Consider the following 17,790-nt stretch of genomic DNA (forward strand, 5'->3'; position numbering starts at 1 on the left):
CGTGCCTAGATGTAGCTCCGTCTCGTGGGCTCGGAGATGTGTATAAGAGACAGGCCCTCGAGCCCGCCGACGATGACGGTCAAGGTCATCGCGACGGGCGACCCGAGCAGGTTCACGCTCTCGGTCCGCACCACCGTCGAGGGACGGCTGCGCATCTCCGTCGCCAACGCCTCCGGAGCCGGGTCGCTGGTGGCGAGCAACAGTGCCTGGACGTGCTCGAACACGTCCGCCTCGCGGGTCACCTGCTCGGGGTCGGCCAGTGCCGGACGCATGCAGCTGACCCAGGGCGGCCTCGGGGGGCTCGGTCCCGTCCTCGTGACCGTCACCGACGGCGCCGGCGACACCTATCGCCGGACCTTCTTCGGCTGACACGCCGGCACGGGGCCCGGAGTGTGCCGGCACGCGCGCCGGGGGTCAGCGACGCCGCAGCGTCACGAGGCGCGGTCTCCGATCGAGCCCGGACAGCCCGTTCCAGGCGAGGTTGACCAGGTGCGCGGCCACCTGGTCCTTCTTGAACTTGCGCTGGTCGAGCCACCACTGGCCGGTGAGGGCCACCATGCCGACGAGCATCTGCGCGTGGATCGGCGCGGACTTCGGGTCGAGCCCGCGGGCCTTGAACTCGGCGGCGAGCAGGTGCTCGACCCGCGTGGCGACGTCGCCGAGGACGCTGGCGAACGAGCCGGTCGACTGGCCGGGTGGGGAGTCCCGGACGAGGATCCGGAACCCGTCGGGGTCGCTCTCGACGTAGTCGAGCAGGGCGAGCGTCGCCCGCTCGAGGAGCATCCGGGCGCCGTCGCCCCCGTCGAGCGCGCGCGTGATGCCGCCGAGCAGGGCCTGGATCTCACGGTCGACGACGACGGCGTACAGGCCCTCCTTGCCGCCGAAGTGCTCGTAGACGACGGGCTTGGACACGTTCGCCTTGGCCGCAACCTCCTCGACCGTGGTCGCTTCGAAGCCCTTCTCGGCGAAGAGCCTCCGACCGACGGCGACGAGCTGCTCGCGCCGCTCGGGCCCGGTCATCCGGGCGCGGGTGCGCGGCCGCTCCCCGCGCGCGGCGCGCCGGGGCCCTTCAGCACTGGCTGCCCTCGCTGCCCTGTCTGGGCTGTCCGGCCGGTCGGCGGTCACGCCGTCATGGTGCCACCCGCCGACCCGGCGCGGGCCCGACCGGCCGTCGGCGCGTCGGCTCGGGCATCCCGGGACGCGCGCTCCCGGCAGGGACGCGCGCATCATGTCCGCATTGCACAAACCACGCACGCGACGCCGGGCCATGTCGCACACTTGGGCTCTCTCCACACCCGAAAGGAACCCGGTGTCTGCGAACGCCATCGGTGCGACACCCGACTCCGTCCTGCTCACCGACCTCACGGATGCGGATCTGCTGCACCGCGTCAGGCACGGGGACGACGACGCGTTCGTCGTCCTCTGGCGGCGGCACCTGCCGGCCGCGCACGCCGTCGCGACCCGCTTCCGTGGCCGCGTCGCCCCGGAGGACCTCGTCGCCGAGGCGTCCGCGCGGATGCTGCGGCTGCTGCGCGAGGGCGCCGGACCGCGCGAGAACTTCCGCGCCTACTTCACCTCGACGGTGCGCACCGTGGGGGTCGACGCCGTCCGCCGCGACCTCAGCGTCCTGCCCACCGACGGCGCCGAGCTCGACGGCGTACCCGACGTGGCACCGGCCACGGGCGCAGATGACGTGCTCGGCAGCGACCTCGTCCGCGAGGCGTTCGCGCGCCTGCCCGAGCCTGAGCGCCGTCTGCTGTGGATGACGCTGGTCGACGGGGACGCGCCCCGGGCGGTCGCGCCGCGGCTCGGGGTGTCGGCGAACCTCGTCAGCGTCCGCGTCATGCGCGCCAAGGAGGCGCTGCGGGGCCACTACCTCGATGTCTGGGTGCAGCAGCGCAGCAGCGGGTGCGCGACCCCCGAGTGCCGCTGGACCCTCGACCACCTCTCCGCCCACGTGCGCGGGCGCACGACGCCGCGGCGGCGCGCCAAGGTCGAGGCCCACCTCGCCTCGTGCCCCCAGGACGCCGCCCTCGCCGACCACCTCCGACGCATCAGCACCGGCTTCGCGGGCCTCGTCATCCCGCTCCTCGTCGCCGGCGCCAGCCAGGCCCTCGGATCGGGGGCCGGCCATGGTGCTGCCGGCCTGCTCACGACCGGCGGCGCCGGGGCGGGCGCCGGCCTGACCGGAGTGTCAGGCGGTGGCGCCTCTGCGACGGCGAGCGGCACGGCCGTGACCACCGCGTCGGCGACGGCAACCGGAGCGAGCGCCGCCTCGTCCGCTGCCTCGACCGCTGCCTCGACCGCTGCCTCGACCGCCGCCTCGACCGCCACCTCGACCGCTGCCGTCACGGGCTCGTCCGCGGGCGTCGTCTCCTCCGGTGCGGTGGCGTCGGCTGCCGTCTCCGGGGGGTCGGGTCTCGCAGCCTCGGGTGCTGCGTCGGGTGTCGCCGCGTCAAGTGCTGCGGCCTCCGGCGTCGTGTCCGGCGCGCTCGTCTCGGGTGCTGCCACAGCGGGCGCCTTCGTCCCCGTCGCCGTCGCGGCGGGTGGCGCGACGATCGGGGGCCTGACGATCTCGCCACCTGTCGCCACCGCCGTCGCCGGCCTCGTCATCGGCCTCGGCGTCGCCCCGGCCGTCGTCCTCACCCACGGCAAGCCTGCCGTCGTCCAGCAGCTGCCGTCGCCCGCGTCGACGTCGGCGCGTCCCGCCGGGCTCGGCCCCACGACGCTGCCCGACCTGGGCTCAGCGGTCGGGGGAGCGGTCGCGGGAGCGGTCGGGGTCGTCGCCGGGCCGCTCGTCAGCCCGTCGGCGGTGGCTCTCGACGCCGCGACGGCCGTCGCGACCATGGACCCCGCGAGCACGTCGCCGACGGCGACCGCTGCCGTCCCGGAGACCGGTTCGCCGGCCCCGACCTCCTCCGCGACGCACCCTGCCGACGGCCTCGAGACCGCGGCGGTGCCGTCGCCCACCGCGCCCACCGCGCCCACCGCGCCCCCGACGTCGACCCCGACCGCCGACGGCGCGGGCGACGTTGCGACGGCGCCCTCGAACGGCTCCACGGCTGCCCCGTCGGATGGCCTCGCGGGAGCCCCGGCGTCCGACGGCCCGGGCGAGGCGGCGCCGGGAGGCCCTTCCGGTCCCTAGCAGCCATCGGTGCGCCGGCCCCGGCAGACCGCGGCCGACGCTGTCGACCTGGGCGACCTGGGCGACGGGCGGGACGCCCCGCTGCACTACCCTGTCCCCGTCCTCGTGGACGTTCCCCGGTTGGTCTGTCGGCAGGGCCCGCCTGACTTTGAATCAGGACTAGCGACGTAGGTTCGACTCCTACCCGGGGAGCGCGGTCGGCAGGGGGCCGAGCCGAGGGCGCCCCGCCGCGCCAGGCCCTGTGAGCGGCGTCACGCGTCGCCCACGGACGCGCGGGAGCCCTCCCGGCCCCACGAGTAGAGTGGCCGCGGCGCACCCCCGGTGCCACCGCGTGGGCACGCGCTCCACGGCCGGTCCGGGGCTGCAAGGCACCGCACCCGACGACAAGGAGCTGCGCCCCGTGAGCGATCCGCGGCCGACCGCCGTGATCGTCCTCGCCGCCGGCGAGGGCACACGCATGAAGTCCACGACCCCCAAGGTCCTCCACACGATCGGTGGCCGCAGCCTCGTGGCCCACGCGGTCCGCGCGGCCCGGGGGACTCGGCCGGAGCACCTCGCCGTCGTCGTCCGGCACGAGCGCGACCGCGTCGCCGAGCACGTGGCCCTCGTGGACCCCGACGCCGTCATCGTCGACCAGGACGAGGTCAAGGGCACCGGCCGGGCGGTCGAGTGCGCGCTCGAGGTGCTGCCACCGGGTCTGTCCGGCACCGTCGTCGTCACGTACGGGGACGTCCCGCTGCTGACGACCGAGACGCTCGAGGGACTGGTCGCGGCGCACGCTGCCGGCGGCAGCGCCGTCACCGTCATCACCTCGACCCTGGCCGACCCCACCGGGTACGGCCGCGTCCTGCGCGACGCCGACGGCCGGGTCGAGGCCATCGTCGAGCAGAAGGACGCCACGCCCGAGCAGCGCTCGATCCGCGAGGTCAACAGCGGCCTCTACGCGTTCGACGCGCTCCTGCTGCGCCAGGCGCTGGCCGAGGTGGGCACCGACAACGCGCAGGGCGAGAAGTACCTGACCGACGTCGTCGCCATCGCCCGGTCACGCGGTCTGGGCGTCGACGCCCACCTCGTCGACGACCTCTGGCAGACCGAGGGCGTCAACGACAAGGTGCAGCTGGCCCGGCTCGGCGCCGAGCTCAACCGCCGAATCGTCGAGCAGGCCATGCGCGACGGCGCCATCGTCATCGACCCGGCCACGACATGGATCGACGCCGACGCCACCGTCGGCGCGGACACCGTGGTGCACCCGAACACCCAGCTGCTCGGGGCGACGAGCGTCGGCCGCGACTGCGTCGTCGGCCCCGACACGACCCTCAAGGACACCGAGGTCGGAGACGGCGCGAGCGTCGTGCGCACCCAGGCCGAGCTGGCCCGGATCGGGCCGGCTGCCACGGTCGGCCCCTTCTCGTTCCTGCGCCCCGGCACGGTCCTCGGCCGCGCGGGCAAGATCGGCGGCTTCGTCGAGACGAAGAACGCCCGGATCGGCGACGGCGCCAAGGTGCCGCACCTGACCTACTGCGGCGACGCGACCATCGGAGAGGGCGCGAACATCGGCGCGGGCACGATCTTCGCCAACTACGACGGCGTGACCAAGGGGCACACGAACGTCGGCCGCTGGAGCTTCGTCGGCAGCAACTCGGTCATCGTCGCGCCGCGCACCATCGGCGACGGGGCGTACGTCGCGGCGGGCTCCGCCGTGGTCAGCGACGTCGCCCCTGGGCAGCTGGCGGTGACCCGGGCCCAGCAGCGCAACATCGACGGCTGGGTGGCGCGCCGCCGGGCCGGCACGAAGACCGACGCGGCGGCACGGACCGCTGTGGAGGCCGAGGCGGCACTGGCCGGCGAGGCAGGAGCCGTGGTCGACAGCGACCGGCTCGGGAGCGACGAGAAGGACGCGCACGCATGAGCGGCATCAACAAGACGACCGAGAAGCACCTCATGCTCTTCTCCGGTCGCGCCCACCCGCAGCTGGCCCAGGAGGTCGCCAAGGAGCTCGGCACCGACCTCGTGCCGACGAGCGCCTACGACTTCGCCAACGGCGAGATCTACGTGCGCTACGAGGAGTCGGTGCGGGGTTCGGACGCCTTCGTCATCCAGAGCCACACCTCGCCGATCAACGAGTGGATCATGGAGCAGCTCATCATGATCGACGCGCTCAAGCGTGCCTCGGCCAAGCGGATCACCGTCGTGCTGCCCTTCTACGGCTATGCCCGCCAGGACAAGAAGCACCGCGGTCGCGAGCCCATCTCGGCCCGCCTCATGGCCGACCTGTTCAAGACCGCCGGCGCGAACCGGCTCATGGCCATCGACCTGCACACGGCGCAGATCCAGGGCTTCTTCGACGGCCCCGTCGACCACCTCATGGCGCTGCCGATCCTGTCGGACTACGTCGCGGAGAAGTACGGCCACCTCGACCTCGCCGTCGTCTCGCCGGACGCCGGCCGCATCAAGGTGGCCGAGGACTGGTCGACGCGCCTCGGTGGCGCGCCGCTGGCCTTCATCCACAAGACGCGCGACATCAACCGGCCCAACGAGGTCGTCGCCAACCGCGTCGTCGGTGAGATCAAGGGCCGCGTCTGCATCCTCGTCGACGACATGATCGACACCGCCGGCACCATCACCAAGGCGGCCGACGCCCTCATCGAGGAAGGCGCCCAGCAGGTCGTCATCGCCGCGACCCACGCCATCCTGTCCGGACCGGCCGTCGACCGGCTCAAGGCGTGCAAGGTCGACGAGGTCGTCGTCACGAACACGCTGCCGATCCCCGACGACCGGCGCTTCGACAAGCTGTCCGTGCTGTCCATCGCGCCGCTGGTGTCGATGGCGATCAGGGAGGTCTTCGAGGACGGCTCGGTGACGAGCCTCTTCGACGGCAAGGCCTGACGACGCCGCACCTGCTGCGACGGTCCCGACGCCGGCCCGCCGCCGACGCGCCGCCGACGCGCCCGGGGCCGCCGACGCGTCAGGAGCCGGCCCGCCGGGCCCGGTAGGCGGCCGTGTGCGCGCGGGCCGCGCACCCTCCGTCGCAGTAGACCCGCGACCGGTTGCGCGACAGGTCGACGACGACGTCGTCGCAGTCGTCGGCAGCGCAGACGCGCAGGCGCTCCAGCTCGCCGGCGCGGACGACGTCGACGGCGGCCAGGGCGGCCTCGACGGCCATGCGCCGTGCGAGCGGTGCGTCCGCAGGGGTGGCGTGCACGTGCCAGCCGAGGCCGTCGTGCTCGACGAGCTGGGGCAGCGCGCGTCCCTCCCGGAGCAGCTCGTTGACGAGCGTGACGACGCCGGCCTCGTCGTGCTCCCACAGGCCGCGCAGGCGGGGGCGCAGCGCGCGGACCGCGTCGAGCTCGGCGGTGTCGCGGTCGAACCGCCCGGTCCACCGCTGCTCGGCGTAGAGGGCCTCGAGGTCGGCGACGGTGACGAGGGTGTCCGCGTCGGAGTCACCGGGCACGCTGCCCGGCATCGTGTTGACGAGGGCCGCCGCGGCGAGGAGAGCCGCCTCGGTGTCATGGGTGAACACGCTCTTGACTCCTGACATCGCCGGTCGCTACCGTCAGGAGTCTAGTCGCTGACGGTCCTGACAGGATGATGGGGCGGTGACCGCTCCCACCCAGCCCTCCGCCGGCAGTCCCTCGTAGGAGCAGGAGGTCGTCGTGTCCCCACGGACGAGCGCCCCCGCGTCCGGCGTCCTGCCGCCGCCCGGTCCGACGGTGGCCCCGGCGCTCGCCGGTGGACCCGGCCTCGGACCGGCCGCCGCCGGCGGGACGGCGGCGACGCGCCACCCCCTCCTCGGTCTCGGCCTGGCCCTCGCCTCGGCGGCGGCCTTCGCGACCTCCGGCGCGTTCGCCAAGCCGCTCCTGCTCGCCGGCTGGGCGCCGGGCGCGGTCGTCACGCTGCGCATCACCCTCGCCGCAATCGTCCTCCTCGTGCCCACCGCGCTGTCCCTCCGCGGCCGCTGGGGCGTCCTGCGCCGCAACGCCCGCGCGGTCGTCGGCTACGGCCTGACCGGGGTCGCCGGCTGCCAGCTGGCCTACTTCAACGCGGTGACGCACCTGTCCGTCGGCGTCGCCCTCCTCCTCGAGTACCTCGCCCCGGTCCTCATCGTCGGCTGGCTCTGGGCCCGGCACCGCCGCGCGCCCCGACGGCTCACCCTCGCCGGCATCGGGCTGGCCCTCGTCGGCCTGCTCCTCGTCCTCGACGTCGTCGGCGGAGCCCACCTCGACGTCGCCGGCACCCTGTGGGGCCTCGGCGCCGCCGTGTGCCTCGTCCTGTACTTCCTCCTCGCCGACCACGTCGACGCCGACCTGCCGCCGCTCGCGCTCGCCGGGACCGGGCTCGTCGTCGGGGCCGTGGTGCTCTGGGCCGCGGGCCTGACCGGGCTGATGGACGTCACTCGCGGCGCGGACACCGTGGCACTGCGCGGAGCCGCCGTGTCGTGGTGGGTGCCGGTGCTGGTCATCGCCCTCGTCGCCGCCGCGTTCGCCTACGTCGCCGGCATCGCCGCGGTGCGCCTGCTCAAGGCCAAGGTCGCCTCGTTCGTCGCCCTGACCGAGGTCCTCTTCGCGGTGCTCTTCGCCTGGCTGGCGCTCGGGGAGCTGCCCACCGTGCTCCAGCTCGTCGGCGGCGTGCTCATCGTCGGCGGCGTCGTCGCGGTCCGCGCCGACGAGTCCCGGCCGCGTGGCGACGCCGCCGGCAGCGGCCCGGCGACCTAGGCTGGACCGGTGCTGCGGCGACGGGTCCCTCTCGCCGCGACGGCCGTCGCGCTCGTCGCGGTGCTCGCGGCCTGCGCGCGCACGTCACCCGCCTCGAGCTCGTCGGGACCGACCACCACGGCGTCCCGGGCGGCCGTCGCCACCGCGGACCGTCCCTCCGGCACCCGGACCGCGTCGCCGCAGGCGAGCGCCGTGACGCAGCCGCCGCGCCTGCGCCCCGCGACGCTCCACGTCACGGCCGCCGGCGACTACGGCTCGACGAGCGCCACCTCCGGCGTGCTGCGGGCCGTCGCTGCCGCGCAGCCCGACCTGCACCTGGCCCTCGGCGACCTGTCCTACGGCTCCGACGGTGGCGAGGCGGCCTGGTGCCGTTTCGTCACGGACCGCGTCGGCCCGAGGCTGCCGTTCGAGCTGCTCTCGGGGAACCACGAGAGCAACGGCCTCAACGGCCGCATCGACGCGTTCACCGGCTGTCTGCCCAACCGGCTGGACGGGCTCGTCGGCCGGTACGGACGGGAGTGGTACGTCGACGAGCCGGCGGTGCAGCCGCTCGTGCGGTTCGTCATGGTCTCCCCGGCACTGACCTTCGCGGACGGCACGTGGAGCTACGCCCGGGGCACGACCCACTACGCGTGGACCGCCTCGGCGATCCGCGGCGCCCGCGCGGCGGGCATCCCGTGGGTCGTCGTCGGCATGCACGAGCCGTGCCTGAGCCTGGGTCGCTACGGCTGCACCGTCGGCGCCGACCTCGTCGACCTGTTCCTCGCCGAGCACGTCGACGTCGTGCTCACCGGCCACGAGCACCTGTACCAGCGCAGCAAGCAGCTGCGGCTCGGCCCGGGCTGTCCCGGGATCACGCCGGGCCGCTACGTCCCGGCCTGCGTCTCCTCGGCCGGCAGCTCGCTCGTCGCGGGAGCCGGCACCGTCTTCGTCACCGTCGGCACCGGCGGCATCCCGTTGCGCGACGTGTCGACGAGCGACGCCGAGGCCGGTTACTTCGCGGCGTCCTCCGGTGCCAACCGCGCCCCGACGCACGGCTTCGCCGACCTCGCCGCGACGCCCTCGACGCTGCGCGTCGGCTTCATCGGCACGTCGGGGGCCGGGTTCGCCGACCGCGTCGTCCTGACGCGTCCGGCGGCACCCTGAGCCGTGCGGTCATCGGATTTCGTCCGTACGGTGATGTCCCCTAAGATCGGGGGGTTGCCTCGGCGAGGGACGACGCACGGCTGCTGCGGCAGCCGGGCCGGGTCCGTGATCGACGCGGCGGACCGGCCACCCGCTTCACGGGTCAGGTCCGCCTCTGCGTGCGGACCCTGCTGACAGGTCTCTCTCCGCTCTCCATCCGCGCGACGTCCCGCGTCGAGGCCGACCACACCGCCAGAGACCCATTCCACGACTCGAGGAGTCCCCGTGTCCTCCGACATCACCAAGCTCGTCGCCAGCAAGCGCACGGAGTTCGGCAAGGGCGCCGCCCGCAAGATCCGCCGCTCCGGCAACATCCCCGCCGTCATCTACGGCCACGGCACCGAGCCCGTCCACATCTCGCTGCCGGGCCACGACACGATGCTCGCGCTCAAGCACGTCAACGCCCTGCTGACGATCGTCGTCGACGGCGACGAGCAGCTCGCGCTCGCCAAGGACGTCCAGCGCGACCCGATCAAGCCGGTCATCGAGCACGTCGACCTCGTCGTCGTGCGCCGTGGCGAGAAGGTCACCGTCGAGGTGCCCGTCCACCTCGAGGGCGAGGCCGCTCCCGACACCGTCGTCACGCTCGACCACGCGGCGCTCCAGCTCCTCGTGGCCGCCACCGACATCCCCGAGAACGTCGTCATCTCCGTCGAGGGCCTCCAGGCCGGCACGCAGGTGCTGGCCGGGCAGCTCGAGCTGCCCGCCGGCGCCGAGCTCGTCACCGACGCCGAGGCCCTCGTCGTCAACGTGACCCAGGCCGTCTCGGCCGAGGCCCTCGAGGCCGAGCTCGCCGAGGCCGAGGCCGAGGCCGGCATCGAGCGCGAGGAGCACGAGGAGCCTGCCGAGGCCCCGGCCGCCGAGAGCGGTTCCGAGACCCCCGTCGCCGAGGGCGCCGAGGCCTGAGCCTCCCGACGAGGCCGCCGGCCCCAGCTGAACCGGGCCGGCGCACCCCACACCACCGAGGAAGGTCATGGACACCTGGCTCGTCGTCGGACTGGGCAACCCCGGTGCGGAGTACGCCGGCAACCGCCACAACGTCGGCGCCATGGCCATCGAGGAGCTGGCCGCCCGCGACGCCGCGGGCGGCCGCGCCTCGTTCAAGGCGCACAAGGCCCGCGCCCGCGTCGCCGAGGTGCGCCTGCGCGTCGGCGGCCCGAAGGTCGTGCTGGCCGTGCCGTCGACGTACATGAACACCTCGGGCGGCCCGGTCGCCGGGCTGCTGCGCTACTACGACGTGCCGGTCGACCGGCTCGTCGTGCTCCACGACGAGCTCGACATCGACGCCGGACTCGTCCGGCTCAAGCGGGGCGGTGGCGAGGGCGGCCACAACGGCCTGCGCTCGATCAGCCAGTCGATCGGCTCGAAGGACTACTACCGCGTCCGCCTCGGCATCGGCCGCCCGCCCGGCCGGCAGGACCCCGCGGACTTCGTCCTGCGCGACTTCGGCAAGGCCGAGCGCGAGGAGCTGCCGTTCCTGCTCGGCGACGCCGCCGACGCCGTCGAGGCCATCATCGAGGTCGGGCTCACCGACGCCCAGCAGCGCTTCCACGCCCCGCGCTGACGCGGGCGCCGGCGTGACCCGCCTGACCCGCGTGACCGGCGGACCGCGGTCCGCCTGCCGCCGGGTCCACGGGCGGGACCTGCCGGGACGGTCGGCGTCCGTGACCGTCACCGGCCCGACCTAGACTGGGAGGTCTGATGCCGCACCCTCTGCTCTCTGCCTTCACGACGCTCCCCGACGTCCGCCACGTGACCGAGCAGGTGGGCCGGGCCCGCCTCGTCGACGTGTCCGCGAGCGACGGCACCCGGCCCTTCCTCGTCGCCGCCCTCGCCGCGCGGGCCGACGACGTCCACGGCGGCCCCGGCGCCGCCCCCGTCGTCGTCGTCACGGCGACGACCCGCGAGGCCGAGGACCTCGCGTCGGCCCTCGGCGCGTTCCTGCCGGCCGACCGGGTCGCCGTCTTCCCCTCGTGGGAGACCCTGCCGCACGAGCGGCTCTCGCCGCGCAGCGACACCGTCGGCCGCCGGCTCGCGGTGCTGCGTCGTCTCGCCCACCCCGACCCGGACGACACCACGTACGGCCCGCTGTCGGTCGTCGTCGCGCCGGTCCGCGCGGTCCTGCAGCCGATCACCCGCGGGCTCGGCGAGCTCGAGCCGGTCGCCCTGCGCAGCGGCGACGAGCGCCCGCTCGAGCAGGCCGTCGACGCCCTCGCCGCCGCCGCGTACACGCGCACGGACCTCGTCGAGCGACGCGGCGAGTTCGCCGTGCGCGGCGGCATCCTCGACGTCTTCCCGCCCACCGAGGAGCACCCGGTCCGGGTGGAGTTCTGGGGCGACACCGTCGAGGAGGTGCGCTGGTTCAAGGTCGCCGACCAGCGCTCGCTCGAGGTCGCCGAGCACGGGCTGTGGGCGCCGCCGTGCCGCGAGCTGCTCCTCACCGACGCCGTGCGCGAGCGTGCACGTCTGCTCGCCGACCAGCTGCCCGGCGTCGCCGACATGCTCGGAAAGCTCGCCGAGGGGATCGCCGTCGAGGGCATGGAGTCGCTCGCGCCCGCCCTCGTCGACGGCATGGAGTCGGTCCTCGACGTCCTGCCCCAGGCGTCGACCGTGCTGTTGGCCGACCCCGAGCGCATCCGCCGCCGGGCGCACGACCTCGTCGCCACGAGCGAGGAGTTCCTCGAGGCGAGCTGGGCCAACGCGGCCGCCGGCAACGACGTCCCCGTCGACCTCCAGTCGCTGCTCGGCAGCGCGTCCTACTGGACGCTGGCCCAGGTCCGGGCGCACGCCATCGCGCACGAGCGGCCCTGGTGGACCCTCACCCCGTTCGCCTCCGACGAGGACCTCGTCATCGAGGACGACGACGTCGACCAGCGCCTCGCGGTGCGCACCGTCGACGCCGAGGCCTTCCGCGGCGACACAGAGCGGGCCGTCGAGCACCTGCGCGAGCGCGCCCGCGAGGGCTGGGTCGTCGCCGTCGTCACGGAGGGGCCGGGTCTGGCCAAGCGCGTCGGCGAGGTGCTGCGCGAGCACGAGGTGCCGGTGCGGCCCCTCGACCGCTCCCACGACGCCGGCGCCTCCGGCGCCTCCGAGCAGCTCGAGCCGCTCGAGGCCGGTTTCGTCACCGTCACCTGCATGCCGCTCGGGCGCGGCTTCGTCCACGAGGGTGCCCGCCTCGAGGTCCTCACCGAGACCGACCTCACCGGGCAGGCGGGGTCCACCTCGACCAAGGACATGCGCCGGATGCCGTCCCGTCGGCGCAACCAGGTCGACCCGCTCCAGCTGCGCCCGGGCGACCACGTCGTCCACGAGCAGCACGGCGTCGGCCGCTTCGTCGAGATGATGCAGCGCACCGTCGCCGGCGCGACGCGCGAGTACCTCGTCATCGAGTACGCGGCGAGCAAGCGCGGGCAGCCCGGCGACCGGCTCTACGTCCCCACCGACCAGCTCGACCAGGTGACCAAGTACGTCGGTGGCGAGCAGCCGACCCTCAACAAGATGGGCGGCTCGGACTGGACCAAGACCAAGTCGCGGGCCAAGCGCTACGTCAGGCAGATCGCCGCCGACCTCATCCGGCTCTACAGCGCGCGCCAGGCCACCAGGGGCCACGCGTTCGGGCCCGACACCCCGTGGCAGCGTGAGCTCGAGGAGGCCTTCGCCTACGTCGAGACGCCCGACCAGCTCTCGAGCATCGACGAGGTCAAGGCCGACATGGAGAAGCAGGTGCCGATGGACCGGCTCATCTGCGGCGACGTCGGCTACGGCAAGACCGAGATCGCGGTCCGCGCCGCCTTCAAGGCCATCCAGGAGGGCAAGCAGGCGGCCGTGCTCGTGCCGACCACGCTCCTCGTCAGCCAGCACTTCCAGACCTTCTCCGAGCGGTACGCGCAGTTCCCGGTGGTCGTCAAGGCGCTGTCGCGGTTCCAGTCCGACAAGGAGGCCAGGGCCGTCCTCGACGGTCTGGCGGACGGTGGCGTCGACCTCGTCATCGGCACGCACCGCCTGCTGTCCAAGGAGGTCCGCTTCAAGGACCTCGGCCTCGTCATCGTCGACGAGGAGCAGCGCTTCGGCGTCGAGCACAAGGAGCTGCTCAAGACGATGCGCACGGCCGTCGACGTCCTGTCGATGTCGGCCACGCCGATCCCGCGGACCCTCGAGATGGCCGTCACCGGCATCCGCGAGATGTCGACCCTGGCGACGCCGCCGGAGGAGCGCCACCCGGTCCTGACCTACGTCGGCGCCTACGACGAGAAGCAGATCACCGCGGCGGTCCGCCGCGAGCTGCTCCGCGAGGGCCAGGTCTTCTTCGTCCACAACAAGGTCAGCTCGATCGAGAAGGCGGCGAGCCGGCTCCGCGAGCTCGTCCCGGAGGCGCGCATCGCCACCGCCCACGGCCAGATGGGCGAGCACCGGCTCGAGCAGGTCGTCGAGGACTTCTGGCAGAAGCGCTTCGACGTCCTCGTCTGCACGACGATCGTCGAGACCGGACTCGACATCAGCAACGCCAACACGCTCATCGTCGAGCGTGCCGACGTCCTCGGCCTGTCCCAGCTGCACCAGCTGCGGGGACGCGTCGGGCGGGGCCGCGAGCGGGCGTACGCCTACTTCCTCTACCCGCCCGAGAAGCCGCTCACCGAGACCGCGCACGACCGGCTGCGCACCATCGCCAGCCACACCGACCTCGGTGCCGGCATGCAGGTGGCGATGAAGGACCTCGAGATCCGCGGCGCCGGCAACCTCCTCGGCGGGGAGCAGTCCGGGCACATCGAGGGTGTCGGGTTCGACCTCTACGTGCGCCTCATCGGCGAGGCAGTGGCCGACTTCAAGGGCGAGACGACCGACGTGCCGGCCGAGATCAAGATCGAGCTGCCCGTCGACGCCCACCTGCCGCACGACTACGTGCCGGGGGAGCGGCTGCGCCTCGAGGCCTACCGCAAGCTGGCCACCGTCGAGACCTTCGAGGCCGTCGACGAGATCGAGGCCGAGCTGCGCGACCGCTACGGCGCCCCGCCCGGGCCGGTCGAGAACCTCCTCGAGGTGGCCCGACTCCGGGTCGTGGCGCGGCGGGCGCGCATCGGCGACATCGGCGTCCAGGGCCGGACCATCCGGTTCGGGCCGGTCAAGGACCTCCGCGAGAGCCAGCAGCTGCGGCTCATGCGGCTCTATCCCGGCACCATCGTCAAGGAGGCCCTGGGGACCATCCTCGTGCCGGCCCCGATGACGGCCCGCGTCGGCGGCAAGCCGCTGCGCGACGTCGAGGTCCTGACGTGGGCGCGGCAGCTCGTCACGGCGGTCCTGCTCGACGACATCGCCGCCGGTCACGCGGTGGCGAGCGCCGGTGCCGGCGCGGCCGCGGGTGCCCCGTAGGATGTCTGACGCATCCGCCTGAGGAGGAACCAGTGAAGTCTCTGTCAGCACGGCCCACCCGTACGGGCCGGCGTCTCGTCGCGGCCGTCGTCGCCGGCGCGGCCGCCGTCACGCTCCTCGGTGGGTGCGGCTTCGCGACGCGCCAGGAGGCCGCCGCGGTCGTCAACGGCCACGTCATCTCCGAGGCCGACGTGCAGGAGGCGCACGACCAGCTGCAGACGGCCAAGCTCGACTTCAGCGAGGACGCCATCGTCATGGGTCTCATCGCCGGGCCCCTGCTCGACGAGGCCATGAAGCCCTCCGGGGGCTGGAAGCCCGACCAGACCTACGCCACGGTGCTCGCGACGATCCCGGATGCGACGCAGGCGACGAAGGACTTCGTCGCGGCAGCCGCGCTCATCAACTCCCAGACGATGACGCCCGCCGAGGTCGCGGCCTACCGCAAGGCCCTCGGCAGCGCGGACATCTCCCTCAACCCGAGGTTCGGCAAGCTGACCCCGGTCGACCAGGGTCCCGTCTACTTCAGGTTCGGGTCCACCAACCCGAACTGGATCAAGCCGCAGACGAACGCCCCTGCGTCGGCCGCGACGCCGGCGCCGGGCGGGACGACGGCGCCCTGACCGGCCGGCTGGTCCTGCTCGTCTCGACGCCGCGCATCGCGCCGGGGCTGCTGACGCGCGAGGCGTGGACCACGCTCGAGGGTGCGTCGACCGTGTGGGGCCAGCCCGACGAGCCGCAGGTCGCGGCGATCGTCGAGGCGGGGATCGAGGTCGGGGTGCCCGGGGCGCGACCCACGGCCGACGAGCCGGGCGGCCCTCCGGCCCCCGCGGGTGCATCCGATGTCGGGGCGCCGGAGCTGGCGCGGGCGCTCGTCACGGCCACGGCGCACGGTGACATCGTCTGGGTCGGGTCCTCCGACGGCGACCCCGGACTGAGCGAGGCCGTCGCCGTCGAGGTGAGCCGCCTGCCGGAGCCGCCAGACGTCGAGCTGCTCATCGGCTCGTTCGACGTGCCCGGCTCGCGCCTGCTCGACGTCGTCGCCGTCATGGACCGGCTCCGCTCGCCGGGCGGGTGCCCGTGGGACGCCGAGCAGACCCCGCAGACGCTCGTGCCCTACCTGCTCGAGGAGGCGCACGAGGTGATCGAGGCGATCGAGTCCGGCGACCCGGCGCACGTGCGGGAGGAGCTCGGCGACCTGTTGCTGCAGGTGGCCTTCCAGGCGCGGGTGGCCGAGGAGCACCCGGCCGAGCCGTTCGGCATCGACGACGTCGCCGGCGAGCTCGTCGACAAGCTGGTCCGGCGCCACCCGCACGTGTTCGCCGACGTCGACGCGGACACACCCGACGCCGTCGCCGCGAACTGGGACCGGATCAAGGCGGGGGAGAAGCAGCACCGCACCCATCCCGTCGAGGGGGTGCCGACCTCGCTACCGGCCCTCGCCCGGGCCGAGAAGTACGTCGGTCGGCTCGAGAAGGCCGGGCGCGCGGACCTCGTCGACGCGGCCACGGCCGGCGACGACGTCGGGGCCAGGCTGCTCGCGATCGTCCGTGCGGCCCGGTCGGCCGGGGTGGACGCCGAAGGCGCCCTGCGCGAGACGCTGCGCCACCTTGCCGACGCGAGCGCGTCCGGCGTCTCCGACGCGTCCTGACGGACGCTTCGCGCGCGTCTGTGCCGCACGGGCGACTCCCGGGTAGGGGTCAGCCGCAGGGATCACGGGGCCATGCCACTCCGGGTGAAGTGGCATGGCCCCGTCCCCACCCCACGGCGGTCAGGGAAGCACCGCGGGACCTTCCCGCCGACCGACGCTCAGGACGGCAGCCGGCGGGAGCACCGGGCCGTCAGTACGCGCCGCGCGAGCGGACGACGGCGTGGATCGTCTTGGCGAGGATGGACAGGTCCTGGACGACGGACCAGTTGTCGACGTAGTAGAGGTCGAGGCGGACGGTGTCGTCCCACGAGAGGTCGCTGCGCCCGGAGACCTGCCAGAGGCCGGTGACACCGGGGCGCACGTGGAGCCGGCGCTGGACGTCCGGCGCGTACCGGCGCACCTCGGCCGGCAGGGCCGGGCGGGGACCGATGAGGCTCATGTCGCCGTTGATGACGTTGATGAGCTGGGGCAGCTCGTCGATCGAGTAGCGCCGCATGACCGACCCGACCCGGGTGACCCGTGGGTCGTGCTGGGCCTTGAAGAGCAGGCCGTCGGCGTTGGCGTTGAGGTGTCGGACGGTCCCGAGCCGGGCCTCGGCGTCGACGACCATGCTGCGGAACTTCAGGCACTCGAACAGCTCGCCGTCACGACCGACGCGCGTCTGGCGGAACAGGACCGGCCCACCGTCCTGCAGCCTGGTCGCGAGGGCGAACACGAGCATGACCGGCGAGGCGAGCAGCAGCAGGAAGGTCGCGCCCAGCAGGTCGAAGGCCCGCTTGGACCACCGCGAGGCGCCGAGGCTCCGCGGCGGCTCGACGTGCACGAGCGGCAGGCCGCCGACCGGGCGCATCGCCATCCGGCCCGACGAGATGTCGCTGAGGCTCGGCACGACCGCCATCTGCACGTGGTGGCCCTCGAGGTCCCAGGCGATGCGGCGGAAGTCGACGGCCGAGGGAAAGGCACCCTCGGTGAAGACGATGAGATCGGCCTTCGTCGCGAGGACCGACTCGGCCGCGCGGGTCGTCGTGCCGACGACGGGCACGCCGCCCGGCGTCGAGGGTGTCGGGTGCGAGGACGGGACGAGCGCCCCGACGATCCGGTAGCCGAGCCAGACCTCCCGCTCGAGGACCCGGGCGACGTCGTCGACGTGCGAGGCCGTGCCCGAGATGACGACGCGCGTCAGCAGGTGGCCCCGGACGTGTGCCCGGTGCACGAGCCGGCGAGCGCACCAGCGCCACACGAGCAGCATCGGCACCCCGACGAGGAAGATGAGGACGAAGAACCCGCGCGAGAGGTTGAACTTCGTCAGGTAGCTCGCGATCCCGATGCCACCGGCCGTCAGACCCGCCGCCGAGCAGACGCGCGCGTACTCGACGGTGCCGACGCCGAGCGTGCTCGACGCGTACGAGCCGACGAGCAGGTTCGCGACCATCCAGGCGGCGACGATCCACAGACCGACCGACTGGGCGACGACGTTGACGTCGTTCGCGGCGTTGAACACGTCGAGGCTCGTGCGACCGATGGCCGCCAGCGCCGTCGCGATGGTGATGAGGACGAGATCACCCCCACCGATCCCCAGCTGGAGGAGACGCTGTCCCCTCGACCGCTCGGTGAGCGGCTGCGTCGTCGGACGCGCGCTCACGTCGAGCAGGTAGACCCCCGTTTCACGCATGGGTTGACCCATGACTCCCCACCCCTGTCTCTTATACACATCTGACGCTGCCGACGACGGA

The 17,790-nt window shown here is 73.7% G+C and carries 14 protein-coding genes and 1 tRNA gene; 11 read left to right on the forward strand and 4 right to left on the reverse strand.

Going from position 1 to position 17,790, the window contains the following annotated elements:
• Window positions 1-5: 5 nt before the first annotated feature.
• Both ACR9ZK_RS14845 and ACR9ZK_RS14850 read right to left on the reverse strand, forming a co-directional pair.
• Window positions 6-272, reverse strand: a complete 267-nt coding sequence (locus ACR9ZK_RS14845; RefSeq protein WP_481342715.1) for a hypothetical protein — start codon at window positions 270-272, stop codon at window positions 6-8.
• Window positions 273-414: 142 nt separating this feature from the next.
• Window positions 415-1,020, reverse strand: a complete 606-nt coding sequence (locus ACR9ZK_RS14850) for a TetR/AcrR family transcriptional regulator (protein ID WP_481342728.1) — start codon at window positions 1,018-1,020, stop codon at window positions 415-417.
• Window positions 1,021-1,309: 289 nt separating this feature from the next.
• On the opposite strand from ACR9ZK_RS14850, the gene ACR9ZK_RS14855 reads away from it, so the two are divergent.
• The 4 genes from ACR9ZK_RS14855 (at window position 1,310) to ACR9ZK_RS14870 (ending at window position 6,031) form a co-directional block, all read left to right on the forward strand.
• On the forward strand, window positions 1,310-3,145 hold the full coding sequence (locus ACR9ZK_RS14855; protein WP_481342716.1) for a sigma-70 family RNA polymerase sigma factor: 1,836 nt from the start codon (window positions 1,310-1,312) through the stop codon (window positions 3,143-3,145).
• Window positions 3,146-3,258: 113 nt separating this feature from the next.
• Window positions 3,259-3,337 (forward strand) — tRNA-Gln (locus ACR9ZK_RS14860).
• Between the two features lie 208 nt (window positions 3,338-3,545).
• Entirely contained in the window at window positions 3,546-5,054 is a 1,509-nt protein-coding gene (glmU, locus tag ACR9ZK_RS14865) for a bifunctional UDP-N-acetylglucosamine diphosphorylase/glucosamine-1-phosphate N-acetyltransferase GlmU (protein ID WP_481342717.1), read from the forward strand.
• On the forward strand, window positions 5,051-6,031 hold the full coding sequence (locus tag ACR9ZK_RS14870; RefSeq protein ID WP_481342718.1) for a ribose-phosphate diphosphokinase: 981 nt from the start codon (window positions 5,051-5,053) through the stop codon (window positions 6,029-6,031). The genes glmU and ACR9ZK_RS14870 overlap by 4 nt, the downstream gene beginning before the upstream one ends.
• Before the next feature lie 79 nt (window positions 6,032-6,110).
• Here the strand turns inward: ACR9ZK_RS14870 and ACR9ZK_RS14875 are convergent, their stop codons facing one another.
• Window positions 6,111-6,683 carry a CGNR zinc finger domain-containing protein gene (locus tag ACR9ZK_RS14875; RefSeq protein ID WP_481342719.1) on the reverse strand — a complete coding sequence of 191 codons (573 nt, stop codon included), beginning with the start codon at window positions 6,681-6,683 and terminating at the stop codon, window positions 6,111-6,113.
• Between the two features lie 115 nt (window positions 6,684-6,798).
• Here ACR9ZK_RS14875 and ACR9ZK_RS14880 point away from each other — a divergent pair, with 115 nt between their 5' ends.
• The 7 genes from ACR9ZK_RS14880 (at window position 6,799) to ACR9ZK_RS14910 (ending at window position 16,057) form a co-directional block, all read left to right on the forward strand.
• Entirely contained in the window at window positions 6,799-7,857 is a 1,059-nt protein-coding gene (locus ACR9ZK_RS14880) for an EamA family transporter (protein WP_481342720.1), read from the forward strand.
• 9 nt (window positions 7,858-7,866) lie between these two features.
• The gene (locus tag ACR9ZK_RS14885; RefSeq protein WP_481342721.1) at window positions 7,867-9,003 is read left to right on the forward strand and encodes a metallophosphoesterase; all 1,137 of its coding nucleotides are present in this window, start codon (window positions 7,867-7,869) and stop codon (window positions 9,001-9,003) included.
• A 264-nt stretch (window positions 9,004-9,267) separates the two neighbouring features.
• Window positions 9,268-9,948, forward strand: a complete 681-nt coding sequence (locus tag ACR9ZK_RS14890; protein ID WP_481342722.1) for a 50S ribosomal protein L25/general stress protein Ctc — start codon at window positions 9,268-9,270, stop codon at window positions 9,946-9,948.
• A gap of 67 nt (window positions 9,949-10,015) precedes the next feature.
• Complete coding sequence (gene pth / locus ACR9ZK_RS14895; protein ID WP_481342723.1) at window positions 10,016-10,606, forward strand: aminoacyl-tRNA hydrolase; 591 nt, start codon at window positions 10,016-10,018, stop codon at window positions 10,604-10,606.
• A gap of 137 nt (window positions 10,607-10,743) precedes the next feature.
• Window positions 10,744-14,409 (forward strand): transcription-repair coupling factor, encoded by a 3,666-nt coding sequence (gene mfd / locus ACR9ZK_RS14900; protein WP_481342724.1) that lies wholly within the window; start codon window positions 10,744-10,746, stop codon window positions 14,407-14,409.
• A 32-nt stretch (window positions 14,410-14,441) separates the two neighbouring features.
• On the forward strand, window positions 14,442-15,029 hold the full coding sequence (locus ACR9ZK_RS14905; protein WP_481342725.1) for a SurA N-terminal domain-containing protein: 588 nt from the start codon (window positions 14,442-14,444) through the stop codon (window positions 15,027-15,029).
• 92 nt (window positions 15,030-15,121) lie between these two features.
• Window positions 15,122-16,057, forward strand: a complete 936-nt coding sequence (locus ACR9ZK_RS14910; protein WP_481342726.1) for a nucleoside triphosphate pyrophosphohydrolase — start codon at window positions 15,122-15,124, stop codon at window positions 16,055-16,057.
• Window positions 16,058-16,247: 190 nt separating this feature from the next.
• On the opposite strand, the gene ACR9ZK_RS14915 is transcribed toward ACR9ZK_RS14910, so the two are convergent.
• A complete protein-coding gene (locus ACR9ZK_RS14915) occupies window positions 16,248-17,768 on the reverse strand; it encodes a sugar transferase (RefSeq protein ID WP_481342727.1) in 1,521 nt (506 codons plus the stop codon).
• Between the last annotated feature and the right edge of the window lie 22 nt (window positions 17,769-17,790).

The organism is Monashia sp. HAY1-5C (assembly GCF_056755255.1).